The organism is Amycolatopsis sp. 505 (assembly GCF_031625235.1).
Lineage (GTDB): Bacteria > Actinomycetota > Actinomycetes > Mycobacteriales > Pseudonocardiaceae > Amycolatopsis.
In genome coordinates this window covers 61,299-84,596 of record NZ_JACKQP010000013.1, presented here as the reverse complement: position 1 = coordinate 84,596, position 23,298 = coordinate 61,299, and the positions used below count along the sequence as shown (strand labels likewise).

The 23,298-nt window shown below is 72.4% G+C and carries 23 protein-coding genes and 1 pseudogene; 16 read left to right on the top strand and 8 right to left on the bottom strand.

The features are described from left to right. Positions 1-29: 29 nt before the first annotated feature. Genes H5965_RS39275 through H5965_RS39260 form a run of 4 tightly spaced genes read left to right on the top strand, consistent with a single transcriptional unit; the run spans position 30 to position 5,119 of the window. Entirely contained in the window at positions 30-1,289 is a 1,260-nt protein-coding gene (locus H5965_RS39275) for an MFS transporter (protein ID WP_310976128.1), read from the top strand. Then, a complete protein-coding gene (locus H5965_RS39270) occupies positions 1,286-2,611 on the top strand; it encodes an ATP-grasp domain-containing protein (RefSeq protein ID WP_310976127.1) in 1,326 nt (441 codons plus the stop codon). The genes H5965_RS39275 and H5965_RS39270 overlap by 4 nt, the downstream gene beginning before the upstream one ends. After that, complete coding sequence (locus H5965_RS39265; RefSeq protein WP_310976126.1) at positions 2,608-3,873, top strand: acyl-CoA dehydrogenase family protein; 1,266 nt, start codon at positions 2,608-2,610, stop codon at positions 3,871-3,873. Before H5965_RS39270 ends, H5965_RS39265 begins: the two co-directional genes overlap by 4 nt. Continuing rightward, positions 3,866-5,119, top strand: coding sequence for an ATP-grasp domain-containing protein (locus H5965_RS39260; protein ID WP_310976125.1), 1,254 nt, complete (start codon positions 3,866-3,868; stop codon positions 5,117-5,119). Before H5965_RS39265 ends, H5965_RS39260 begins: the two co-directional genes overlap by 8 nt. A gap of 68 nt (positions 5,120-5,187) precedes the next feature. Here the strand turns inward: H5965_RS39260 and H5965_RS39255 are convergent, their stop codons facing one another. From H5965_RS39255 to H5965_RS39240, 4 genes are read right to left on the bottom strand one after another with little or no spacing between them, the layout of a single operon-like run. Next, positions 5,188-6,492 carry an NAD(P)/FAD-dependent oxidoreductase gene (locus tag H5965_RS39255; protein WP_310976124.1) on the bottom strand — a complete coding sequence of 435 codons (1,305 nt, stop codon included), beginning with the start codon at positions 6,490-6,492 and terminating at the stop codon, positions 5,188-5,190. Then, positions 6,492-7,529 carry an FAD-dependent oxidoreductase gene (locus H5965_RS39250; RefSeq protein ID WP_310976123.1) on the bottom strand — a complete coding sequence of 346 codons (1,038 nt, stop codon included), beginning with the start codon at positions 7,527-7,529 and terminating at the stop codon, positions 6,492-6,494. The genes H5965_RS39255 and H5965_RS39250 overlap by 1 nt, the downstream gene beginning before the upstream one ends. Next, positions 7,529-9,157: a class I tRNA ligase family protein gene (locus H5965_RS39245; protein WP_310976122.1), complete on the bottom strand. Its 1,629-nt coding sequence runs from the start codon at positions 9,155-9,157 to the stop codon at positions 7,529-7,531. Before H5965_RS39245 ends, H5965_RS39250 begins: the two co-directional genes overlap by 1 nt. A gap of 11 nt (positions 9,158-9,168) precedes the next feature. Continuing rightward, positions 9,169-10,449: a SidA/IucD/PvdA family monooxygenase gene (locus H5965_RS39240; RefSeq protein WP_310976121.1), complete on the bottom strand. Its 1,281-nt coding sequence runs from the start codon at positions 10,447-10,449 to the stop codon at positions 9,169-9,171. Positions 10,450-10,603: 154 nt separating this feature from the next. On the opposite strand from H5965_RS39240, the gene H5965_RS39235 reads away from it, so the two are divergent. From H5965_RS39235 to H5965_RS39205, 7 genes and pseudogenes are all read left to right on the top strand, one after another. Further along, entirely contained in the window at positions 10,604-11,503 is a 900-nt protein-coding gene (locus tag H5965_RS39235; RefSeq protein ID WP_310976120.1) for a response regulator transcription factor, read from the top strand. 38 nt (positions 11,504-11,541) lie between these two features. After that, complete coding sequence (locus tag H5965_RS39230; RefSeq protein ID WP_310976119.1) at positions 11,542-11,949, top strand: cupin domain-containing protein; 408 nt, start codon at positions 11,542-11,544, stop codon at positions 11,947-11,949. Beyond that, complete coding sequence (locus tag H5965_RS39225; RefSeq protein WP_086837841.1) at positions 11,946-12,263, top strand: hypothetical protein; 318 nt, start codon at positions 11,946-11,948, stop codon at positions 12,261-12,263. Before H5965_RS39230 ends, H5965_RS39225 begins: the two co-directional genes overlap by 4 nt. Then, positions 12,263-13,639 carry an FAD-binding protein gene (locus H5965_RS39220; RefSeq protein ID WP_310976118.1) on the top strand — a complete coding sequence of 459 codons (1,377 nt, stop codon included), beginning with the start codon at positions 12,263-12,265 and terminating at the stop codon, positions 13,637-13,639. The genes H5965_RS39225 and H5965_RS39220 overlap by 1 nt, the downstream gene beginning before the upstream one ends. After that, the gene (locus H5965_RS39215; protein WP_310976117.1) at positions 13,636-14,298 is read left to right on the top strand and encodes a DUF6875 domain-containing protein; all 663 of its coding nucleotides are present in this window, start codon (positions 13,636-13,638) and stop codon (positions 14,296-14,298) included. Before H5965_RS39220 ends, H5965_RS39215 begins: the two co-directional genes overlap by 4 nt. 13 nt (positions 14,299-14,311) lie before the next feature. Then, positions 14,312-15,121, top strand: a pseudogene (ddaH, locus tag H5965_RS39210) (dimethylargininase); the annotation flags it as partial. Beyond that, positions 15,118-16,821, top strand: a complete 1,704-nt coding sequence (locus H5965_RS39205; RefSeq protein ID WP_310976116.1) for a S8 family serine peptidase — start codon at positions 15,118-15,120, stop codon at positions 16,819-16,821. The pseudogene ddaH and the gene H5965_RS39205, both read left to right, overlap by 4 nt. Here H5965_RS39205 and H5965_RS39200 read toward each other — a convergent pair. Continuing rightward, positions 16,757-17,116 (bottom strand): hypothetical protein, encoded by a 360-nt coding sequence (locus tag H5965_RS39200; protein ID WP_310976115.1) that lies wholly within the window; start codon positions 17,114-17,116, stop codon positions 16,757-16,759. The two genes, H5965_RS39205 and H5965_RS39200, sit on opposite strands and share 65 nt — an antisense overlap. 107 nt (positions 17,117-17,223) lie before the next feature. On the opposite strand from H5965_RS39200, the gene H5965_RS39195 reads away from it, so the two are divergent. The 3 genes from H5965_RS39195 to H5965_RS39185 all read left to right on the top strand — a co-directional run bounded on the left by H5965_RS39195 (position 17,224) and on the right by H5965_RS39185 (position 19,498). Next, the gene (locus tag H5965_RS39195) at positions 17,224-17,841 is read left to right on the top strand and encodes a TetR/AcrR family transcriptional regulator (protein ID WP_310976114.1); all 618 of its coding nucleotides are present in this window, start codon (positions 17,224-17,226) and stop codon (positions 17,839-17,841) included. Positions 17,842-18,014: 173 nt separating this feature from the next. Beyond that, the gene (locus tag H5965_RS39190; protein ID WP_310976113.1) at positions 18,015-18,842 is read left to right on the top strand and encodes a G1 family glutamic endopeptidase; all 828 of its coding nucleotides are present in this window, start codon (positions 18,015-18,017) and stop codon (positions 18,840-18,842) included. Further along, positions 18,839-19,498: a hypothetical protein gene (locus H5965_RS39185; protein WP_310976112.1), complete on the top strand. Its 660-nt coding sequence runs from the start codon at positions 18,839-18,841 to the stop codon at positions 19,496-19,498. Before H5965_RS39190 ends, H5965_RS39185 begins: the two co-directional genes overlap by 4 nt. A 5-nt stretch (positions 19,499-19,503) precedes the next feature. Here H5965_RS39185 and H5965_RS39180 read toward each other — a convergent pair whose 3' ends face one another. Next, positions 19,504-20,250 carry a hypothetical protein gene (locus H5965_RS39180; protein ID WP_310976111.1) on the bottom strand — a complete coding sequence of 249 codons (747 nt, stop codon included), beginning with the start codon at positions 20,248-20,250 and terminating at the stop codon, positions 19,504-19,506. Further along, entirely contained in the window at positions 20,243-20,797 is a 555-nt protein-coding gene (locus H5965_RS39175) for a sigma-70 family RNA polymerase sigma factor (protein WP_310976110.1), read from the bottom strand. The genes H5965_RS39180 and H5965_RS39175 overlap by 8 nt, the downstream gene beginning before the upstream one ends. A 96-nt stretch (positions 20,798-20,893) precedes the next feature. Here H5965_RS39175 and H5965_RS39170 point away from each other — a divergent pair, with 96 nt between their 5' ends. Continuing rightward, positions 20,894-21,529: a hypothetical protein gene (locus H5965_RS39170; protein WP_310976109.1), complete on the top strand. Its 636-nt coding sequence runs from the start codon at positions 20,894-20,896 to the stop codon at positions 21,527-21,529. Between the two features lie 7 nt (positions 21,530-21,536). Here the strand turns inward: H5965_RS39170 and H5965_RS39165 are convergent, their stop codons facing one another. Further along, positions 21,537-22,541 carry a winged helix-turn-helix domain-containing protein gene (locus tag H5965_RS39165; protein ID WP_310976108.1) on the bottom strand — a complete coding sequence of 335 codons (1,005 nt, stop codon included), beginning with the start codon at positions 22,539-22,541 and terminating at the stop codon, positions 21,537-21,539. An 84-nt stretch (positions 22,542-22,625) separates the two neighbouring features. Between H5965_RS39165 and H5965_RS39160 the strand changes: the two genes are divergently transcribed. Next, positions 22,626-23,243 carry a hypothetical protein gene (locus H5965_RS39160; protein ID WP_310976107.1) on the top strand — a complete coding sequence of 206 codons (618 nt, stop codon included), beginning with the start codon at positions 22,626-22,628 and terminating at the stop codon, positions 23,241-23,243. The last annotated feature ends 55 nt before the right edge of the window (positions 23,244-23,298 follow it).

Genomic DNA, 23,298 nt, shown 5'->3' with positions numbered 1-23,298 from the left:
ACTGTGCGACCGACCAAGGAGGTGGCCGGGTGACCGGCAGTACGCGGACCGGCGTCTTCGCGGTGCTGCGGGCGACCCCCGCCCCGGTCAGGTACCTGCTGGCCGGCATGCTCGTCAACCAGCTGGGCGCGTTCGTCCAGACGTTCCTGGTGCTGTATCTGACCTTCCGGGGCAGTTCGCCCGGTTTCGCCGGGGTCTGCCTCGCCGCCTACAGCGTGGGCGCGATCTTCGGCGCCATGCTGGGCGGCGAGCTGACCCACCGGTTCGGCGGCCGGACGACGATCGTGGCCGTGATGACCTGCGCGGCGCCGCTCGTCGCGTCGATCCCGCTGGTGCGAGGCGTGCCCGCGGCCCTGCTCGCGGTGGTCGCGCTGTCCGGGCTGGCCATCCAGGCGTACCGGCCGGCGGCCGCGGTGCTGCTCGCGGAGTCCATGCCCGAAGAGCACAAGGTCATGGGCTTCTCGATGATGCGCATCGCGCTGAACATCGGCGCCGCCGTGGCGCCGCTGCTGGCGGCCGTGCTCATCCTGGTGAACTGGGACCTGCTGTTCTGGCTGGACGGCGCGACCGCGGCGGCGTGGGCGCTGCTGGCCTTCACCCTGCTCCCGCGGCGCACCGCGGACCGGCACCGGACCGAACCCGGCAGCGCTCCGGCGAGGGCCGCGAGCGCCCGTGCGGTGTACGGGACGATGCTGCGCGACACCCGGTTCCTCTGCTACCTGGTGGCCGGCGTGTTCGGCATGATGGTCTACGCCGGTTCGGTCGCGGTGCTGCCGCTGAACATCGTCTCCGCCGGCTACCCGGTCGGGCTGTACAGCACGGTGCTGGTGATCTCCTCGGTCGTGCTGATCACCTGCGAACTGAAGATCACCACCTACATCGTCCGCATCCCGAAGTACGTCGCCGGCCTGACCGGCAACCTGGTCAGCGGGCTGGGGTTCACCCTCTACGGGCTGATCGCGCAGTCCCCGTTCTTCGTGCTCGCCGGCGCGCTGTTCGCGGTGTCCGGGCTGATGATCCACGGCCCGAGCACGGCTGCGCACCCGGCCACCTTCCCGGCGCGGGTGCGCAGCCGGTACATCGCGACGAAGGAGACGCTGTCCGGCCTGGCCGCGACGGTCGGCCCGGTGCTCGCGCTGTTCGTCTTCAGCCGCTACGGCGGCCCGGTGTTCTGGGCCTGCTGCGCGCTGCTGTCCGTCGCCGCCGGCTCGATGCACATCTACGGTCTCCGGACGCCCCCGGCGCCGGCGCCCGTCCCCGAACCGGAAGCCGTGGGAGAGCGAGCATGAACGAACCCCAGAGTGTCCTGCTGGTCATCGGCAGCGGACTGCGGACCTACCGCGAATACCTGGTCGAGTCGATCCACCGGTGCGCCCGCCGGGCCGGGCTCGGGCTGGTGCTGCTGAACAACCTCAAGCCCACCTGGCAGCGCGCCTACTTCGACGACATCGTCCACGTCGACGTGTTCGACGCCGGCGAGATGCTCGCCGCCGCCCGCGAGGTCGCCGCCCGGCACCACGTCGTCGGCCTGATGTGCTGGGACGAACCCGTCGTGCTCGCCGCCGGTGAGCTCGCCGCCGAGCTGGGCGTGCCCGGGCTGAGCGTGGCCGGGGTGCGCGGCTGCCGGGACAAGAACCGCACCCGGACCGTGCTGACCGCCGAAGGACTGCCGCAGCCGGGGTACGCCCTGACCACCGGCCTCGACGAAGCCCGCGCGGCGGCCGCCCGGATCGGCTACCCGGTCGTGCTCAAGCCGCGGGCCATGGGCGCGAGCATCGGCGTGGTGTTCGCCGGCGACGAATCCGAGCTGGACGCCGCGTTCGCGGTCGCGATGGGAGCGGCCACCGTCGACCAGAGCCGCTACGGCGGGGCGGCGATCGTCGAAGGTTTCGTCCGCGGGCCGGAGATCAGCATCGACGCCGCCGTCCACAAGGGCGAATACCGGCCGATGTTCGTGGCCCGCAAGCGCACCGGCGACCAGCCCTACTTCGAAGAGGTCGGCCACGTCGTCGACGCCGGCGACCCGCTGCTGCACGACCCCGAGCTGCTGGACGTCCTGGTGCGGGCGCACCGCGCGCTCGGCGTGGAAGACGGCATCACCCACACCGAGGTCCGGCTGACCGACCGCGGCCCGGTGATCATCGAGGTGAACGGGCGCCTCGGCGGCGACCTGATCCCCTTCCTCGGCAAGACGGCCACCGGCATCGACCCCGGCGAAGTCCTCTTCGCCGTCGCCACCGGGAACCGGCCGGTCATCACCCGCAGCCGGAACGCGGTGGCCGGCATCCGGTTCGGCTACCCGGAACACGACTGCCGGGTCCGCGAAATCACCGTCCCCACCGATCGCGCACAGGTGCCCGGGCTGGTCCTCGCGGCACCGATGACCGCACCCGGCACCACCCTGCGGCTGCCACCCGGCGGCTACCTCGCCCGCCACTCGTTCGTGGTGTGCGAGGCCGACGACCCCGAAACCTGCGACCGGCGCCTGGACACGGCCGCCGCCGCGGTGCGGGTCGACGCCGTCCCGGTCGGCCCACCGGAACCCGGAACCGCGTTCGAAATGCCCGCCGGGCTGCTCGACGTCGACGAACACGAGGGAGTTTCCGCATGACCATGACCGAGCCCGCCCGCACCGATGTGCCGCTGACCGGCGCGCAGATCCTCGAGAACGCGAAGGCGCTCGCGCCGGTCCTGCGCGAACGGGCCGCCGAGATCGAGGCGAACCGCAGCCTGCCCGAGGACGTCGTGCAGCTGCTGCGCGACGCCGGCGTCTTCCGGATCGGCTTCAGCCGGTCCTGGGGCGGCCCCGAAATGACCTCCATGGAGCAGACCGAAGTGATCGAGGCACTGTCCTACGGCGACGCCTCGGTGGGCTGGTGCGCCAAGCTCGGCTCGGACATCGGCCTGCACGCGAACTTCCTCGACCAGGACGAAGCCCGCCGGATGTTCACCAGCATCGACATGCACTCCGCCGGGGTGCTCCCGGTGACCGGGCACGCCGAACGCGTCCCCGGCGGCTACATGCTCAGCGGCCGGTGGGGCTTCGGCAGCGGTTCGACCCACGCCGACTGGGTGGCCTCCGGCGCCATGGTGTTCGAAAACGGCGAACCCTACGCCAGCCCCGACGGCAGCAACCCGCACGAATCCCGCCTGTTCATGGTGCCGCAGGAGCAGATCCGCTCGCTCGACAACTGGTACACCCTCGGCCTGTGCGGCTCCGGCAGCAGCGACTACACGATCACCGACGTGTTCGTCCCGGAGAACCACACCCTGACCTTCGACAACCCGAAGGTCCCCAACGGGCCGCTGGTGCAGCCCGACGTCATCCAGCGCAGCATGTGCGGCGCCCCGCTCGGCGTCGCGCGCGCCGCCCTGGACTACGTCCGCGACCTCACCATCGAGCGCGTCGACATGCTGAAGGGCTCGCCGTGGCGGATGAGCGGCCTCGCCTGGAAGGACAACGAGCACATCCAGATCACCCTGGCCGAGTGCGAGGCCGACTACAGCACCACCCGGGCCGGGGTGTACCGGGCCCTGGAGCGGCAGTGGGAGGTCACCGCGGACGGCACCGGCACGCTGGACGACCTCACCCCCGACGAGCGGGTCGCCCCGGCCCTGACCGGCTGGCAGGCGTTCCAGATGGCCAAGCGGGTCGTGCTGCGGCTGTGCGACCTGCTCGGCACAGCCGCGATCCGCTCCGGTGACCCGATGAACCGGTGGCTCCGCGACGCGGTGACCATGGCCATGCACCCGACCGCCCGCGACCGCGTCACCCAGACGGTCGGGGCGCACCTGGTCGGGGCCCGGCCCTCCATGCGGTTCATGCTCGGCATCGTGGACAAGCCCAAGACGGAGCCCGAGGCCGATGCGTGAGCGGCCCGTCCTGGTCGTCGGGTTCGTGACGCCGGTGCTGCTGGCCCTCACCGGCGCCGAACCCGACGGCTCGGTGGTCCTCGTCGAAGAGCCGGACGTGGTCCGCAAGCGCGACCTGCGCGCGCGGCTGGCCGGCTCCGCGCTGGTGCGGGACCTGGTCGAGTGGGAGCACGCCCGGCCCGGCTCGGCCGACGAGTTCCACGCCGCCCATCCGGACCTGGACCCGGTCGCGGTGATCCCGCTGATCGAATACGCCACGCCGTTCGCCGCCCGGCTCGCCGAACGCTACGGCCTGCCGGGCGCGAGCCTCGGCGCCGCGCTCATCCTGCGGGACAAGGCCGTGCTGCGCCGGGTCAGCGCGGCGGCCGGGCTGGCCAACCCCGAGAGCACCACGGTGACCGGCCCGGCGGACGTGCTCGAGTTCATGCGCGCCTGCCCGGGGCCGGTGGTGCTCAAGCCGGCGAACCGGCAGGCCTCCGTCGGTACCCAGATCGTCCGCGACCCGGCCGAGGCCGAGCGGGCCTGGGCGAACTGCGTCGAGCAGGACGAGGGCATCTTCGTCCCGGACCGGCCGATGGACCTGCGGATGCTGGCCGAGCGGTACGTGCCCGGCGCCGAGTACAGCGTCGAGATGCTCGTCCGCGGCGGCCGGCAGCTGTTCGCCAACGTCACGGGCAAGCAGCTCTACCCCGGCCCGTACCCGGTGGAGCTGGCCCACATCGTGCCGGCCGACATCCCCGGCGAGCTCACCGAAACACTGGCCGAGGTGACCCGCCGGGTCGTCACGGCCACCGGGTTCGCCGACGGGATCGTCCACTGCGAGTGGATCGTCGGCGCCGACGGCGTGCCGTACCTGGTGGAGTGCGCGGGCCGGATCGCCGGGGACGGCATCATGGAGATCATCGACCGCGCTTACTCGATCGAGCTGCTGCGCGTCTACTTCGCCGTGATGCGCGGCGAAACCCCGCCCGAGCTGCCGGCGCGGGCGACCGGCGGTGCCGCGGTCCGGTTCGTCCCGATGGAGCCCGGCGTGATCGAGGCCGTGGTGGGACTGGAGCAGGCCCGCCGGGTGGAGGGCGTGTTCCTCGTCGACCTCCAGGTCGGCCCCGGGCACCGGTTCGCCGGCCTGCGCAGCTCCTGGGACCGCTCGGGCCTGGTCATGGCCCAGGCGGACAGCCCGGCCGAAGCCCTGCAGCGCGCGGAGAAAGCCGCCGGGCTGGTGCGGATCGAGGTCCGTCCCGGGTAAGGGCATTCCCGCAAACGGAAAGAGGCCTTCGCCGCTGGTTCGGCGAAGGCCTCTTTCCGTGGTGTGGGTCAGCGGCGGAGCCGGCGACCCGCGGCGAGGGCAGCGGCCGAGAGGGCGGTCGCGCCGAGGAACGTCAGGAGGCGGTGCTGGCGGCCGGCCCGGTGCTGGGCCTGCAGGTAGGGGATCGTGGTGTTGGTGACCATGGCGTGCAACGGCATCCAGCGGTGGCGCAGCAGCTTCTCCAGCAGCGTGTCGCAGGCCCGCTCCAGGCGGACCGCCGGGGACCGGACCGTGTCGCGGAGCTCGGCGAAGTTGCGGTGGGACATGGTGGCGAGCGCGTCGGTGTTCGGCTTGCGGCGGGCGTAGTACCGGGCCAGCGCCGCCGCCGGATCGGCCGGGTGCGCGGCCAGGCTGTCGGTCAGCTCCAGCGCGTCCTCGAAGGCCGAGTTCATGCCCTGGGCCAAGAAGGGGTAGACGGCGTGGCAGGCGTCGCCGATCAGCACCACCTTGCCTTCGTAGGTCCACGGGGCGGTGCTGACGGTGACGAGGTTGAAGGTGGGCCGGCGCAGGAAGGCCTCGCCGAGGTCGGGGACCAGCGCCAGGACGTCGGGGAATTCCCGGCGGAACAACGCCTCCACGTCCGACGCCGTCCGCAGCGAGTCGAAACCGGCCGGGCCGTGGAACGGCAGGACGCACGAGCAGGTGAAGGACCCGTCGCGGTTGGGATGGGCGAACATCATGGTGTCGCCGCGGGGCCAGAGGTGGAAGACGTCGTCGGCCATCCGGTGGCTGCCGTCGGCGGCGGCCGGGATGTGCAGTTCGCGCCAGCCCCACTCCAGGTAGCTCTGCGAGAACTCCGCGCGCAGCTCGTGGTGCATGAACCGGCGGACGGCCGAGAACGCGCCGTCCGCGCCCACCACGACGTCCGGTTCCACCGTGAAGGACTTCCCGTCCGGGCCTTCGAAGGTCGCCGACGGCCGGTCGCGGTCCACGCCGGTGCACCGCGTGTCGAAGACGAACCGCACCCCGGGTTCCCGGAGGGCGGCGTCCACCAGCACCGCACTGAGGTCCTGGCGCTGGATGGCGAGGATGCCGCCGTCGCCGTAGGGCGAGAACCGCAGGCCGGCGTCGGTGTTGTGCAGCAGCCGCCCGCGCATCGGCACGACGAACCGCTTCACCTCGTCCTGCAGCCCCAGGCGGTCCAGGGCGGCCAGGCCGCGCCGGGACAGGCCCAGGTTCATCGACGTCGCCGCGACGGTCGTCCCGCGCGGGTCCGGCCGGCGGTCGTACACCGTCACGACGTGTCCCTGCCTGCCCAGCGAGAGCGCGAGGAACGCGCCGGCCATGCCGGCACCCACGATCGTGAACTCCACTACGCACACTCCTTGTCGGTCACTTCTTCGATGGCGCCGAGGATTTCCCGGGCGACGAGCGGAGCGGCGCCGAACCCGGAGCCGCCGCAGGCGGAGCGGGCCCACACCGACGGGCGGATCCGGGCGAGGACGGGCCCGCCGGTGACGGCATCGGCCGCGTAGTGGCAGTCCTTGGTCGCCACCACGGTGTGGTCCCCGGCGAGGAGCCGCTCGGAAAGCAGCCGGCCGGTCCACGGTTCGCGGTCGGGATCCTCGGTGGTGGCGACTTCCCGGCACACCGCGTCCGAACTGATCTTGAGCAGGGTCCCGCCCCCGGGCGGCAGCAGCCAGGCCCGGCGGTCGGCCCCGATCCGGCCGACCCCGGGCGCCGACGCCCACCAGGCCGCCAGGTGCGGCGGCGGGCGCAGGTAGGCCATGGTCTGCCGGTACAGCACGACGGGCGGCCCGCCCAGGGCGCTGGTCCACGGCCCGCCCGCGAGCAGGATGACGTCCGCGCCGAACTCTTCGCCGTCGGCGATGACGAGGTGGTCCTGGACGCCGGTGACGGCGCACCGCGGCCGCAGGGTCACGCCCGGGTGCGCGGCGAGCCAGCCGACGGCCGCGCGGAGGAACCGGTCGGCCAGCAGCACGGCGCCACCGGGGTCGAAGACGCCGCTGGTCCCGTGGGGGAACAGCACGGGCGGCAGGGTTTCCGGTGCGAGGGCGGTGGCGGGGACCCCGGCCTGGCGGGCGGTGTCGAAGGCCCGCTCGAGCTCGTCCGGGGTGCCCGCGGTGACGACCCCGACGGGCCGGACGAAACCGGCCCGCAGGAGCGTCTCCAGCTCCGCCCACCGGCGGCGGGCCTCGGCCATCCGCGCGGTGCCGTCGAGATCGTCCGGGCGCAGGACGCGCAAGGCCCGGTGCTGGTCGGACGAGGTGGCGGCGGGGTTCGGGACGGGACCGCGGTCGAAGACGACGACGCGGTGCCCGTCCCGAGCGCACCCGATCGCGGTGACGAGCCCGGTGACCCCGGCCCCGACGACGGCGACCGTGGCCATCAGCGCACCGTCGCCCCGGCCGGATCGGTGCGCGCCCTGGCCACTCCGGCCGGCCCCGTCGCGATCACCGGCCCGGCCGGCTCGGTCACGCCGGACGCCTCGGCCGCCTTCACCGTCACCGACACCCGCGGCAGCCGCTTCGGGGTCACCGTGTCCGCGTCCGGGTGGCCCGGCAGCATCGTGTCCGGCAGGGCCGCCGCCGCGAGGTCGATCAGGATCGGCGCCGCGCACCTCAGGAACACGTCCACCTGATGACACAGGTCGCCGGCCGTCTCCGACGTCACCGTCGCGGCCAGCCGGTCCAACCGGGCCAGCTGCTCGGCGAGCGTCGAGGCCGCCGCCGTCAGGCTGAACCGCCGCAGCTCGTAGCCGTCGGCGAACCGCTCCGCCATCCGCCGGGCCGTCCGCCTCGCCGAGGCCGACACCGGCAGGGGACCGCGGTCCACCCACCGGTCGACCGCCGCCGCGACCCGGTTCCACGGCCCCGTCAGCCGCGTCTCGCCGACGCGCAGCAGCGCCTCGCGGGTGAAGTCCGTGCGCTGGTACTCCGGGCTCGTGGCGCACAGGTGGAACCGGATCAGGTCGCGCGGCACCTCGGCGGCCAGCTCCCGGCCGGACACGACGTGCCCCCGGCTGGTCGAGAACTTCTCGCTCGCCAGCTCGTAGAACTCGTTGGTGAGGTACTGCGCCGGCAGCACGTGCTCGCCGAGCGCGGTCAGCAACGCCGTGCCCACGATCGCGAACGGGTAGGTCGCGTCCAGGCCGAGGAAGTACACCACCGTCGTGCCGGCGCCGGACCGCCAGAGCTCGTCGTCGGCCGCCAGCACCGCACCGCGCCGCTCGGCGCCCAGCGCGGTGGTGAACATGCTCCACGGCATGCCTTCCATGTGCGCGTAGAACACCTGCCCGGCCACCTCCGGGAACGGCGCCGGGATGCCCCATGACGCCGGCTGGGTGATCGGGAAGTCCGGCAGCGGCCGCGCCAGTGCGGCCTCGATCAGCCGGGCCATGCCGGGCCGCATCGGCGTCCGGGCGAAGTAGGCCTCCAGCGCGGCGCGGTAGCGTTCCACCGGGAACACGAGGATGGCCACCTCGCGCCGCTCCAGCGGCTCGTCCGGACGCGTGGTCGAACGCGGCCCGATCAGCTCCCCGGGCGCGATCGGCAGGCCGCAGCTTTCGCAGATCCCGGCGCACCCCTCGGCGAGGCAGAACGGGCACCCGCCGGTGACGTAGGCGTCCATCAGGTACTCGCCCGTGCTGGGCAGGTACGGGAACGACACCGTCCGCAGCTCCAGCAGGCCCCGGGCGTGCAGGCGCTCGTAGAAGCGGGTCACCATCGCGGTGAACCGGTCGCCGAGGCAGCCGAACCCGTCGATCTCGACGCCCATCGCGGAAAACGTCTGCCGGACCTGCTCGGCCGAGCGCTCGCGCAGGTCCTCCGGGTCCACGCCGAGGCGCTCGGCCGCGGCGACGACGTAGTTCTGCGTGAAGTGCATGCCGGTGCCGTACAAGGCTTCCCGGCCGGTCGCGCGGGCGTAGCGGGTACAGACGTCCGCGGCCAGGAACGGCCCCGCGAGGTGGCCCAGGTGCAGGTCCCCGTTCGCCGTCGGCGCGGGTGAGATCACCACGAGGCGGTCCATCAGACGGCCTCGCGCTCGCCGCCGCCGCGGCGGGCGAGCAGGTCGTCGACGATGTCGTGGGACCGGTGGGCCAGCACGCTGATCAGCGAGTCCGCGATCCCGTGCGTGGCCTCGTTGACGCCCTGCAGGTACACCGCGCCCCAGGCGGACTCGCCGAGGTCGACCCGGTAGCAGCGGCTGACCGAGATCTCCGCCAGGCCCACATGTTCGGCCAGATCGCGCACCAGCGCGGGCATCCGGCTGTCGAACCCGGTGCCCAGCAGCACCAGGTCGCAGTGCAGCGGTTCCACCTTGCCGCTGGTGCGGTCGCGCAGGTCGAGCACGACCTCGTCGCCGGTCACCCGGGCGCCGACCACCTCGGTCAGGGTCCGCACCTCCGACCGGTGCTGCCCGATGCCGCGCTGCTGGTAGAGCGTGGTGTACATGTGGTCGAGGAACGGCGGGGCCGCGCCGGCGTAGTTGGTCAGGCGCATCTCGTCGAGCACCTGCTGGCGGACCTCGGGCGGGCTGTCGTAGAACCGGTCGACGAACGACGGGAAGAACAGCTCGTTGACGAACTTGCTCGTCTGGTAGTTCTGCGGGCCCACCGACCGCACGATCATCGTGCGGGTGCTGTTGGGCAGGTTGTCGTGCAGTGCCATGAACATCTCGGCCGCGCTCTGCGCCCCGCCCACCACGACGGCGCGCAGCGGCGCGTCCGCGGGCAGCTGCGCGATCCGGCGGCGGTACTGGGCGCTGTGGATGAGCCGGTCTTCCGGCAGGTCGGCGAAGACGTCCGGCACGTGCGTGTCCCGGCCGCCGCCGACGACCAGGTCGCGGCAGCGGATGGTGTCCCCGCCGGCGAGGGTGGCGACCCAGCCGACGATGGACCCGTCGGCGTCGCGCGCGGGCTCGATGCTCCGCACCTTCGCGTCGTACCGGATCCGCACCTCCTCCAGTGACTTCGCAACCCACTGCAGGTAGTCGGAGAACTCCCACCGGAAGGGGTGGAACGTCCCGAGGTTGACGAACTCGTCGAGGCGCCGCTGGTCGTGGAGGAAGTTGAGGAACGAGAACTTGCTGCGCGGGTTGCGCAGGGTCACCAGGTCCTTGAGGAAGGAGACCTGGCTGCGCGCCCACGGCATCAGCAGGTCGCGCTGCCACTTGATGTCCGGTCCCTGCTCCAGCAGCAGTGTCTGCCGGGCGAGTTCCGGGTGCCCGGACTCCTCGATGGCCACCGCGAGCGCGAGGTTCGCCGGTCCGGCGCCGATCGCGAGCAAACCCACCTGTACTTCGGTCACAGATACACTCCGATTTCTGGGAATAGGTCGGCGTGCCGCGTGCCGCCGGAGGTGATCGTAAGGAGCGCTCTTTCCCGGGTGGTAGGGACGGCTTTCCCCGGCTTCCGGGAATCTCACCGAGATCGTTTGCGTCCCGGTCGCCGGCCCCGGCGAATTGATTGCGATCAAGGAAATTGATTGCGATCAATTATCCCTTACGGAGAGACTCTCCTGTCGGATATGGAAGGCGCGGCGCGCGCTTTCACCGGAGGAGCCGATCGGCGACGGATCGGCAGCAGTTCACTTTGGGGGAACGATGAGTCACGCCACCGGTTTCGGCTACACCGCCCGGCTGTGGCCGGTCGAACACCCCGACCTCGCCCCGCTGACCGTGCTGCTCGCCGACCCGCAGCCGTCGGTCCGCCACTGGGTCCGGGCCGCGCTCGAGCACGCCGGCGGCGTGTTCGTGGTGGGCGAGGCGGCCACGGCGAACGGGGCGATCGCGGAAACCGCCCGGCACCGGCCGGACGTGCTGGTGGTCGATCCGCAGCTCGGCGGGGCCGGGCCGGTCGATGTCATCGGCCGAGTGGCCATGGTGTCGCCGGAAACGAAAGTCCTCGTGCTGAGCGCGGCCGACGACGACACCGCCGTCCGGTCGGCCATCCACGCCGGGGCGCGCGGGTACCTGGTCAAGGGCGCCGACGCCGAGCAGATCGTGCGCGGGGTGCGGGTCGTGGCGGCCGGCGAGGCGATCGTCGGCCGGGCCATCGCCGCCCGGTTCAGCACTTTGGTGCGCACCGCCGGTCCCGAACCGTATCCCTTTCCGCAACTGACGACCCGGGAACGGCAGGTGCTCGATCGCATCGCCGCGGGCCGCTCGAATGCGGTGATCGCCCGCGATCTCGGCCTCGCGTCCAAGACCATCAGCAATCGTGTGTCGGCCATTTTCACGAAACTCGGTGTAGCCGATCGGGCACAGGCGATAGTGCTGGCGCGGGACGCGGGCCTCGGGCGGGGCGAATTCACCGGCGATCGGGAACAGTTCCCCTATCGCCGGGAAACGGGCCGCACCTAGCGTCGGTCGGCGTCGGACCACGCTGATCGGAGTGGGATGTGACTGACCAAGACCTTGCCCTCCTCGACATCCGCAGGCTGGAGCCCGAGAACCTGACGCGGGCCTACGGACTGGACATGAAGCTGCTGTACCCGTGGGACGGGCTGACCGCCCCCTTCCGCGGGGCCTGGTGCGTGCTGCGCCCGGGTGACGCCTCGGTCGCCCACGCCCACCACGAACACGAGATCTTCATCGGCATGGCCGGGCGGGCCGAGGTGGTCACCGGCGACGGGCGGCGGCACGCGTTCGCCGCCGGGGACCTCGTGTTCCTGCGGCCGGGCCTCGAACACCACCTCTTCAACGACCCCGCCCACGGCGAAGACTTCTCCTACTACGCGATCTGGTGGGACCGCGAGATGTCGGCCGAGTTCGTCGCGCACGACACCGGTGAGGCGGGACCGGCGTGATCGACTACGACGGGCGGAAGTTCCGCAAGCCCGGCGCCGAGGCCGTGGCCGTGTACCGGCAGGAGGACGACGTCGTCTGGGCGGAGTTCGCCGGGGGAGAGGTGCGGCGCGGCGCGCTCACCGGCACCCAGCGCGAGAACGGCGTCCTCCACCTGGGGTACACGCTGGTGCTCGCCACCGGCGAGGTGATCTGCGGGCACACGGTGAACACCCCGGAGGTGGCGGAAGACGGTCACCTCCGGCTGCGCGAGGTGTGGGAGCGCTACGGCCCGCACGCCGCCACCGGTGTCTCCTACCTCGACGAGGTGAGCTAGTGTCCCGGCGCCCCTCCGACGAGGACTGGCGACGCCTCGAGCGCGCGGTCACCGGCCGCGTCCGGCGGCCCGGCGACGCCGGGTTCCGCGCGGCGAGCACGCCCTTCAACAAACGGTTCGCCGGCATCACCCCCGCCGGCGTCGTGTCCGTGGCCGACGCGACGGACGTGCAGCGCGCCATCGCGTGGGCGCGCGACACCGGCGTCGGCGTCGTCGCCCGCGGTGGCGGGCACAGCTTCGCGGGCCACTCGGTCGGCACCGGGCTCGTCCTCGACCTCGGCGCCCTGAACACGGTGACCGCCGACGGCTCGACCGGGCTCGTGACCGCCGCGGGCGGCGCGCTGATGGCGGACGTCTACGCCGCCATCGAACCCCACGAGATGGCCTTCGCGCTGGGCAACAGCGACACGGTCGGGATCGGCGGGCTCACCCTCGGCGGCGGGTGCGGCGCCACTTCACGCGTGTACGGGCTCACCGCGGACGCGCTCGTCGCGACCACGATCGTCACCGCGGACGGGCAGCTGCTGCACTGCGACGCCGGCACCAACGCCGACCTGTTCTGGGCCTGCCGCGGCGGAGGCGGCGGAAACTTCGGCGTCAACGTGTCCTTCACCTTCCAGGCGCGACCGGTGGCCGGCTGCGCCACCTACGTCCTGCTGTGGGACAGCGCGGACGCGGCGAAGGTCTTCTCCGTCCTCCAGGACACCGTGCGGCAGGCCCCGGACGAGTTCGCGGCCCGGATCGGCATCAGCAAGGCCGGCGGCGACCCGGTCGTCTCGGCCGTCGGGCAGCACTTCGGGTCCGCCGCGGAACTGCGCGAGATCCTCGACCCCGTGCTGTCGGTCGCCGCGCCGGTCCGCACGGCCATCGCGGACCGGACCTTCTGGCAGGCCAAGGACGACCTGCGGCACGAGACCGCCGAGGGCGCGTTCGCCTCCCGGACGAACATCGCCACCCGGCCGCTGCCCGACGAGGCGATCGCCACGATGCTGTCGTTCGTCGAACGCCGTCCCGGCAGCGGCAACCCGGACGGCGGCGGGGCCGCGCTGTTCTCCTGGGGCGGCGCGATCAACCGCGTGGACCCGACGGAGACCGCGTTCGTCCACCGCGACACGATGTTCCTGCTGGCCATGGACACCTCGTGGGCCGAAGACGACGAACCGGCCGTGGTCGAGGCCAACCTCCGCTGGCTGGGCGAGCTGGGGGAGGCGATGGCGCCGCACGTGTCCGGCCGCGCGTTCCAGAACTTCACCGACCCGGACCTCGCGGACTGGCGCACCGCCTACTACGGCGTGAACTACCCCCGGCTGAAGGAGATCAAGGAGCGGGTCGATCCGGACGGGTTCTTCACCTTCGCGCAAAGCATCGGCTCATGATCGGCGACGACAAGGTGGGCATCTGGACGGCGGCCGAGGTGAGCACCGGTGCCGTGCCGGCCGAGCACCTCCCGCCCCTGCGCGAGATCCTCGCCTGGGCGTGGCGGTACCTGGTGTCCGCCCACCCGGATCTCGGCCGCAACGGCCCGGTGTGCCCCTACACCCAGCCGTCGCTCCACAAAGGACTCTTCCATCTGGCCGCGCTGACCGCCCCGAGCGGCGACGTCGACGCGCACGCCGCGATCGAGAGCCTGCGCGCGTGGTACGAGCGGCTTTCGGCCGGCTTCCCGCCGGAGCACCGGGAGCTGCTGACGATCCTGCTCGTGCTGCCGCAGCTGGACCACCACGACGCGACCCCGCTGGACGACCTGCAGCGCGAGGCCAAGGACGGGTTCGTCGCCGACGGGCTGATGATCGGGCAGTTCCACCCGGTCTGCGACCAGCCCGGCCTGTGGAACGACGAGTTCAAGGCGCTGCGCGCGCCGGTCCCGCTGCTGGCCGTGCGCAAGCTGGTCGTGTTCGACCTGCCGTTCCTGATGGACAGCCCGGCGCACGCCGAGAGCTACTTCCGGCGGTTCGCCCCGGACATCCCGCCCCGCATCCGCGACCAGCTGGTCAAGCGGCTGGTGGGCACCACGAAGTCGTTGCAGACGGCCTGATCACCCGAGGAGAACAGTGCGGCACTACCTGATGGTCAGACCGGGCCACTTCGACGTCGAGTACTCGATCAACCCGTGGATGGACCCCGGCAAACCGACCGACACCGGGCTGGCGGTCACGCAGTGGGAGTGGCTGCGTGACCTCTACCTCGACCTGGGCCACCGGGTGGACCTGCTCGACCCGCGGCCCGGGCTGCCGGACATGGTGTACGCGGCCAACGGGGCCACCGTCGTCGACGGCCGGGTGCTGGTCGCGCGCTTCCGCCACCGGCAGCGGCGCCCGGAGTCCGCGGCGTACGCGGAGTGGTTCGCCGGGCGCGGGTACCGCGACGTCCGCCAGGCGCGGTGGCACAACGAAGGCGAAGGCGACTTCCTGGTCGCCGGCCCCCGGATCCTGGCCGGATCGGGGTTCCGGACCGACCCCCGGGCCCACGAAGAGGCCGCGGCGTTCTTCGGCCTGCCCGTGGTCGGGCTGACACTGGTCAATCCGCGGCACTACCACCTGGACACCGCGCTGGCCGTGCTCGACGACGAGACGATCACCTATTGGCCGGAGGCGTTCGCCGAAGACAGCCGGCGGCGGCTCGAGCGGCTGTACCCGGACGCCGTCATCGCTTCCGCCGCCGACGCCGCGGCGTTCGGCCTGAACGCCGTCTCCGACGGGCAGCACGTCGTCCTGCCCCAGGCCGCCACGCGGCTGAGCGCGCAGCTGCGGGAGCGGGGCTTCGAGCCGATCGGCGCCGACCTGTCGGAACTGCTCAAAGGGGGCGGCAGCGTCAAGTGCTGCACGCTGGAATTGCGTCATCCAGGAGAACAGCCGTGAAAAGATCTCTCGCACTGGCCCTCGCGGTGCCGCTGCTGGGCGCGCTCGCCGTGCCCAGCTCGGCGCAGCCGCGGTTGTCCGGCCCCACCACCGAGTTCTCCGTCCTGGCCCGGGAGAAGGCCGGCGGCTACGACGTGGCCGCGGCCGAGAAGGCCATCCGCGCGGCGGGCGGCACGGTCGTCACGAGCAACGCCGCGGCCGGCCTGATCACCGCGAGCGCGCCCGCCGGTGGGTTCCTCGAACGGGTCACGGGCGACCGCGCGGTGTTCGGCGCCGGCCGGTCGAGGTCGATCGGCACCGTGCCCAAAGCCGGGCGGACCGCGCCGAAACCCGACGTCGCCGAGCCGGACGCCGGCCGCGGCGTGGCCAAGCCGAAAGGCTCGTCCGCCGGTCTCGACCCGCTCGACGACCGGCTCTGGGGCCTCAAGTCCGTGCGCTCGGACCTGGCGCGCACGGTCCAGCCGGGCGACAAGCGGGTCAAGGTCGGGGTGATCGACTCCGGGATCGACGCCACCCACCCGGACCTCGCGCCGAACCTCGACCTGGCCGGCTCGCGCAACTTCACCAAGGACATCGTCGCCGACGAGAACGGCGTGCCGGTCGACGGGCCGTGCGAGTACCGCGGCTGCGTCGACCCGGTCGACGTCGACGGCACCGGGCACGGCACGCACCTGGCGGGCACCATCGCGGCGGCCGCGAACGGCTTCGGGGTCTCCGGGGTCGCGCCGAACGTGACCCTGGTGAGCCTGCGCGCCGCCCAGGACTCGGGCTTCTACTTCCTGCAGCCGACGGTCGACGCGCTGACCTACGCCGGCGACGCGGGCATCGACGTCGTGAACATGTCGTTCTACATCGACCCGTGGCTGTTCAACTGCCCGGCGAACCCGGCGGATTCCCCCTCCGAGCAGGCCGAGCAGCGCACCGTCATCGAGGCGACGAAGCGCGCGCTGGACTACGCCCACCGCAAGGGCGTCACGATCGTGGTGGCCCTGGGCAACCAGCACAGCGATCTGGGCGCGCCGCAGCCGGACGCGACGAGCCCCGACTACCCGTCCAACCGGGCGCACCTGCGCACGGTGGACAACGCGACCTGCTTGACGTTGCCGCTCGAGGGGCCGCACACGATCGGTGTGGCCGGGTTCGGCCCGTCGCAGGCGAAGGCGGACTACTCGAACTACGGCCTCGAACGGATCTCGGTGTCCGCCCCCGGCGGGTACAAACGCGACTACTTCGGGACGCCGTGGTACGACAGCCGCGACAACGAGATCTTCTCGACTTACGCCCGCAGTGTCGGATTGGCGGCCGGTTACATCGACGCCGCCGGCGACATCACCCCGGCGGGTGCTTCGGTCGGCATCGAGAAGCAGACGGCCGCCGACGGCCGGGTCGGCTACTTCCGGTGGCTGCAGGGAACGTCGATGGCGGCCCCGCACGCGGCCGGCGTCGCGGCGCTGATCGTGTCGCAGTACGGCCACCCGGTCCGCGGCGGGGGACTGGGCCTCGACCCGGACGTCGTGCAGCGGATCCTCGAGAGGACGGCGTCGAAGATCCCCTGCCCGGTCCCGCGCACGGTCGACTACCTCGACGAAGGCCGCGACGCTTCGTACACGGCAACGTGCGCGGGCGACCCGTCCTTCAACGGCTTCTACGGACACGGCGCGGTCGACGCCTGGTCGGCGGTGACCCACGGCCGACCGTGAGCCGGGAGGAACGCCACCACTTGTCGACGAACAACGCGAGGACGAGCGCGGGCCCGGCGAGCACGACCGCCGTGCCCGCGACGAGACCGACGCCGGCGTCGGTCAGCGCGATCAGCAGGAGACCGCAGACGCCACCCACCGGCGTCGTCCCGACGGCGAAGAAGAGCGAGATCAGCGGCACGGACGGGACACCCACCTTGGTGAAGCGAGCCCGAACCAGGTACTCGGCCAAGCTCACGAAGAACGCCACGACGTTCACCACGGCGATACCCCACAAGATCCACAACACTCTCACAACGCCTCCCCGGGCTCGTCCGCCCAGCATGTGCCTCCTCGGACACTCCGTCAAGACATAATGTCCGGACAAGGTGTCCGGATATCCTGTCCCGCTATGATCCGGACGTGCCCTCAGTCACCCGGCCCGCCGGCCGCAAACGGCAGGACCGCCGCGAAGAGCTGGAACGACGGCTCTTCGCGGCCACCGAGGAACTCGTCGGCCGAGGCGAGAGCTTCACCGAGCTCAGCGTCGAGCGGCTGGCCGCGGCGGCCGGGATCTCCCGCTCCACCTTCTACGTCCACTTCGAAGACAAGGGCGACCTGGTCCGGCGGCTCGCCGGCTCCGTGCTGACCGAGCTGCGCGAGGTCTCGAGCACCTGGTGGGAGACGGCGGACCAGGCCGGTCTCGCGGAGGCCGTCACCGCGATCGTGGCGGTCTACCGCCGTCGCGCGGCCGCCTTCACCGTCATCTCCGAAACCGCGGCCTACGACCCGGCCGTCGCCGCCGAGGTGCAGGCGCTGATGCAGGCGATCATCGACGCCACCCGGGACGCGATCGAACGCGGCCAGGCCGCCGGCGTGATGCGGCCGGTCCGCCCGGCCGAGACCGCCGCCGTCCTCACCTGGATGGTCGAACGCGCGGGCAGCCACCTCGTCCGCGGCACCGAGCCGGAGCACGACGAGAACGTCGTCGAGGTCCTGACCGACATCATCCGGACGACGCTCTACGCGACCGGGGCCTGATCGAGAAGTTCCTCAAATCGGCGGTGTACGACATCCGCGTCACCCGGACCTACCGCGCGGGGGTCACCGTCGGCCCGCCCGGCTCGGGGGCGATGCCCCTCAGCCCACCCGTCCTCGTGCCCTGAAACCGGACTGTCGACGGATTGTCGACGGGCCGTGCGACCGTCGGCGCCATGAAACTTCGACGGCTCCGGCCGCTCACCGTCCTCGCGGCGGTCGCGGTCGTGTTCAGCGCCGGGGCCGCGGCACCCGCGAGCGCCGCGAGCACCCCCCTCGGACACGCCGGTCCGGCCCGGCACTCCGGCCTGTCTCCCTCGGTCGCCGGCCCGCTGGTCGACGCCACCTCGCGCAACTGGGCCGGTTACGCCATCACCTCGCTGTCCACCCCCGCTGCCACGTTCACCCACGTGCACGCCTCGTGGACGCAGCGGCCGGTCACCTGCCCGGCGTCGGACGCCTGGGCGGTGTTCTGGGCCGGCTTCGACGGGTGGACCAACGGCACGGTCGAACAGGGCGGCAGCTCGGCCCGGTGCGTCAACGGCACCCCGGTCTACCAGCTGTGGTGGGAGATGTTCCCCACCAACGCCATCCAGCCCGTCCTGACCATCGACGCCGGTGACTCCGTCAGCGCCGACGTCGCCTACGACGCGGCGACCGCGCAGTTCACCATCACCGTCGCCGACGCCACCAAACACACGAGCTTCTCCACCACCCAGACGTGCGCCGCCGGTCTCGTCTGCGCCCGCACCAGCGCCGAATGGATCGTCGAGGTCCCGGGCCGGTTCGGGACGAGCGACCTGTTCCCGCTGGCGAACTACGGCCGGGCGCTGATGGGCAACGCGGTCGCCTCCGACGACGCGGGACACGGCGGGTCGATGACCGCCAGCTCGACCTGGCAGCGGACGAAGATCCAGGAGCAGGACGCGACCACCACCTACGCCACGACCGAAAACGCCAGCCGAAACGGGCAGAACTTCGCGGTCACCTGGGCGCACCAATGAGCCCGGTCCGTCGCGTGGCCCTGGCGGCGTGCACCATCCTGACGTTCGCGGCCACGGCCGGGACACCGGCGGCGGCCGCGGACCCGATCACCATTTCCCCCGGCCTGTTCACCAACAGCGCCGCGCTGGCCTGGTCCTCGGCGCCGGCCACCACGATGGCCGACCGGACCGTCACCAGGACCACCACCGGCTTGACGGGGCTGGTCGTCAGCGGCCCGACCGGGTCGGTGTTCCACCAGACCCTCGGCGTGTCGCGGTACATGTTCATCGGCACCCGCAACCACGTCCTGATCCTGGAGTCCTCGACCGGCGGCGGCCCCGGCAGCCGCTCGGTGTCCCTGGTGGACTTCACCACCACGCCGCCCACCGAGCGGCCGATCCTCACCGTCCTCGCGCCCTCGGCGGCGGTGAGCCCACCGGGCGTCCAGTTCAGCACCGGGACCGGCGACGCGTTCTTCGTCTTCGCGTCCACCGGCACCGCGGTCGCCGGGCTCGGCATCTACCGCAGTGACAACGGCACCGTCCTCTGTCCCGGACCGCCGCCACTGACACCGACCGGGCAGCTGTTCGGCGAGGCCACTTCGACCCAGCTGCGGATCAAGATGGGCGGCACCGTGCTGGCCGCGTGCGCCCGGCCGCCCGGCTCCGGCGGATGACCGGTTCACGACACCGTCGCCGCGATCCGCAGGGCGTCCTCGAGGGTGAACGCGCCTTCGAGCCGGTAGGTGACGGTGCCGCGCTGCCAGATCAGCGACTGGGCGGCGAGGCGGGCCGTTTCGGTACGCCACTGCCCGGCCCGGTCGACGTATATGAGCTCGTGGGGCCGGTCGAGCCAGATCGCCGGTGCTCCGGTGACGCTGACCCGCTGCCCGCCGGACATGCCGAGGAACTTCTCGAAGACCGGGCCGAGCCGGCCGTCGAACTCGTCGAGCCGGACGGCGACCGGCTCGACCGCGGCGGGCGGCCGGCCCGGTTCGGTCTGGTAGAGCAGCGAGACGACGCGCGCCGGGTCGTCGGCGATCCGGACGTCGTCCGGCCCGCCGAGAGCGGCCGGAACCCCGATCGGAAACGGGACCAGGCGGCGCGCTTCGGCGAGGTCGACCGAGCGTTCACCGGGGAGCAGTCCCTGGCCGCGCACGGCGGGGCCGGGTTGGCTGCGCAGCTCGATGCCGGCGAACCGCAGCAGGTCGGTCACGGTCGCGCGGACCGCGGGCGACAGCGTGACCGCGGCGGCGAACACCAGCAGGAGCACCGCGGCGACCGTGGCCCAGCGCGGGATCGCGCGTCGCGGCCGGGCGGGCAGCCGGGCCAGGACGGCCGCGCGCACATCGGGTGCGGGCGGCACGTCGAGGCGGTCGCCGAGCTCGCGCAGCGCGGCGGCGAGCCGGGCGTCCCGGGGATCAGTCACCGACCGCCTCCTTGTCCGGCTCGGCCAGCTGCGCCCGCAGCCGGGCGAACGCGCGGTGCGCCCGCGACTTCACCGAACCGCGCGGGCAGCCGAGCACCTCCGCGTTTTCCCCTTCCGTGAGGTCGAGGAAGTAGCGGCAGATCACCACGGCCCGGTGCTTCTCGGGCAGGGCCCGCACCGCCTCCAGCAACTCCTCGCCGGCGGCGTCGGTCAGCGCCCGGGCCGCCGGATCGTCGTCCCGGACCAGTTCCAGGCGCATGGCGCGCAGTTCGGTCGCGGCGCGCCGGCGCCGGGAGCGGACGAGGTTGTGCGTCTCGTTCGCGACGATGCGCAGCAGCCAGGCGCGGAACGACGCGCCGCCGCGAAACGACGGCAGCGCCCGGAACGCCTTCACGAACGCTTCCTGGACGACGTCCTCGGCCTCGTGCCCGGCGCCCAGCAGGTAGGCCGTGCGGTGGGCGAGCGCGGTGTACCGGTCGACCAGCGTCCCGTAGGACGCCGGGTCGCCGTCGCGGATCCGGGCCACCACTGCGTCGTCGTCCGTCACCCGCCCCCTTCCTGCCGGTGTTCCACCTTCCTCTACACCGGCCGCGGCCGGGAGGTTCCCGCGGAACCGGCGGGACTCCCGCTGTGTAGAGCGGGCATGAAGCTACGAGCAGTCTCGGTGCCGGCCGCCGTTCTGACGGCCGTGCTGGTGGCGGCGCCCGCGGCCGTGGCGGGCAACTGGGCGGTCACCTACCTCGACCCGCTGCCGGACACCTTCCGGGCCGGCCAGCCCTACACCGTCGGCTATTGGGTGCTGCAGCACGGTTCCCACCCCAGCTACGGAGACCTGGGCGCGACCGCGCTGGTGTTCACGCCCGCGCAGGGCGACCCCGTCGCGTTCCCCGGAGTCGCCCTGCGCGAGCCGGCGCACTACGCGGCCGCGATCGCCCTGCCCCACGACGGTGACTGGCGCGTGTCGGCCCGCCAGGGCGTCTTCGCCGACTACGCAATCGGCACGCTGACGCTGCCCGGAAGGCTGGTGATCACCCCGCCACCGGACCCGATGGGAACCGGCGAGAAGCAGCCGTGGGGCGCGATCCGGCCCCCGGCGATCGCGCTGGACGGCGGCGGTGCGGTGCAGGCGCAGCCGGATGTCCCGGTCGCCGCGGCACCCACGCCGGACCCGCCGCCGTCACTGGGGGCGGTGCTGACGGTCGCCGGTCTCGTGGTGGTCGTGGGTGCGGCGCTCCTGGTGGGCGGGCGGCGCATGCGGGCTCGGCTGCGAAGGCGGTGAACACCGGTCACGCCCGACCGTGATCACGGGCGGACGTCAGCACCTCCAGCCCCAGCGGGGTGATGCAGTGCGTCGCGAAGTTTTCGTGCCGGTCGGTTGTGATGAGCCCGGCGTCCCGCAGCACGGTCGTGTGGTGGCTGACGGTCGCCGGGGTCACGCCGATCCGCCGGGCCAGCGTGGTGGTGGTGCTGCCGTCGACGACCGAGCGCAGGATCGTGGCCCGGGTGGTGCCCAGCAGCGCGCTCACGTGATCACCGCCGCAGGCGCCGGCGAGCAGCCGGGACTCGGTCCGGAGCGGCACCACGAGGACCGGGCGCAGCAGCGGGTCCGCGAGGGCCACGGGGTGGTAGAGGCAGAAGTAGCCGGGAATCAGCAGCAGGCCGCGGCCGTCGAGGTGCAGGTCCCGATCGACGGGGTAGTCGACGGTCAGGACCGGCCGCTGCCAGTTCGCGCCCGGTCCGAGCCGCCCCAGCAGTCCCTCGGGGCCGGCCCGCAGGTAGCGCTGGATCCAGCCGGCGCACTCCGTTCGCAGCCCGTGGTCGATCACCTGCAGGTACGGCTCGACGAGAGCCTCGAAGTACAGGCGCACGGCACATCGCAGGTGCCGCAGCGCTGCCGGCTTCCCGCGGCCGAGGTCGCCCAGCCACCGCGCCGCCGGACTCCCGGTCGGCCGGAGGCGGCGGATCTCGGCACCGAGCCGGCCGGCCGGCGTCGACAGAACCGCGTCGACACTCTCGCCGATATCGCACACATCCACGGCGGGAGTGAGGAAATCCGGGAAGTAGGCCGCGTGCGGCGCCACCGTCACCAGGGTCGACACGGCCGCCCGCAGATCGCGGTCCCGGCTCATGCCCCCGCACACGCGGCGGCGCCAGGAGTCGAAGGACAGCCCGCCGTCCGCGTGCTGCAGGACCTGGACGCTGCCGACGATCTCCCACATGAGGTCGATCTCGAGTTTCAGCCGGGTCCGCGCGATGTCGGAGTCGGTGAAGTGAATGCGCAACCGAGCCACGTCGCTCCCCCCGTCGGCGTTTTATCCGTAACCAATCCGCCGGGACCGGCGACTTGGATGGCACTCACGTCCCGAGGAGGCCTGATGAAACCGTTCTTCTTCCACCGGAATCGTCGGATCGGCGTTGTTCTCAAGGTCGCGATCGTCGCCGGATCGGCGGTGATCGGCGTGCTGAATGGTACGCCCGCTCAGGCGGCTCCCGGTCGCACCAGCCGTGGCGACGCGGAAGCCGTCCTGCACGCCGGCGGCACCGGTGGGGCAGCCGGCCGGATCCACGGCACCGCCGGCAGAGGCTCTCCGGCCGACATCGACGGGCGGGTGGCCATTCGCGTATTGCCGCCGGTCGACGGCCGGCACTTCTGCCAGGACGACTGGCACGTCATCCTGGTGGCGGAAATCGCCGGGGGAGACAAATCCCTCACCATGCAGGAAGCCAAGGCGGAATTGAACGCCGTGCGGCTGGAGTTCTTCCTCGACGGCTCCCCGCTGGCCACCCAGCGCACGTCGATCAAGCGGTTCCTGGACCCGGGCTTCTTCGACTTCGAAGAGGCGTACCTTTTCCAGCAAGGCGCGATCATGGCACCCGATGCTCTGACCGTCGGCGCGCATTCGCTGCGGGTGGTGGAAACCACCCCGGCCGGCACCGGGGAGAACGACATCACCGTCTGGATCGACGCCACCGGCACCGGCGCCTGCCGGTAACCCCGGTGGCCCGGCGGGACGCCGCGGCAGACCCACGTCGATCCGGTGCGGCACG

Coding starts and splice junctions, on each gene's coding strand:
- H5965_RS39265 (WP_310976126.1), top strand. CDS start 2,608: ATGACCATGACCGAGCCCGCCCGCACCGATGTGCCGCTGACCGGCGCG.
- H5965_RS39190 (WP_310976113.1), top strand. CDS start 18,015: ATGAAACTTCGACGGCTCCGGCCGCTCACCGTCCTCGCGGCGGTCGCG.
- H5965_RS39250 (WP_310976123.1), bottom strand. CDS start 7,529: ATGGCCACGGTCGCCGTCGTCGGGGCCGGGGTCACCGGGCTCGTCACC.
- H5965_RS39170 (WP_310976109.1), top strand. CDS start 20,894: ATGAAGCTACGAGCAGTCTCGGTGCCGGCCGCCGTTCTGACGGCCGTG.
- H5965_RS39260 (WP_310976125.1), top strand. CDS start 3,866: ATGCGTGAGCGGCCCGTCCTGGTCGTCGGGTTCGTGACGCCGGTGCTG.
- H5965_RS39215 (WP_310976117.1), top strand. CDS start 13,636: ATGATCGGCGACGACAAGGTGGGCATCTGGACGGCGGCCGAGGTGAGC.
- H5965_RS39270 (WP_310976127.1), top strand. CDS start 1,286: ATGAACGAACCCCAGAGTGTCCTGCTGGTCATCGGCAGCGGACTGCGG.
- H5965_RS39160 (WP_310976107.1), top strand. CDS start 22,626: ATGAAACCGTTCTTCTTCCACCGGAATCGTCGGATCGGCGTTGTTCTC.
- H5965_RS39185 (WP_310976112.1), top strand. CDS start 18,839: ATGAGCCCGGTCCGTCGCGTGGCCCTGGCGGCGTGCACCATCCTGACG.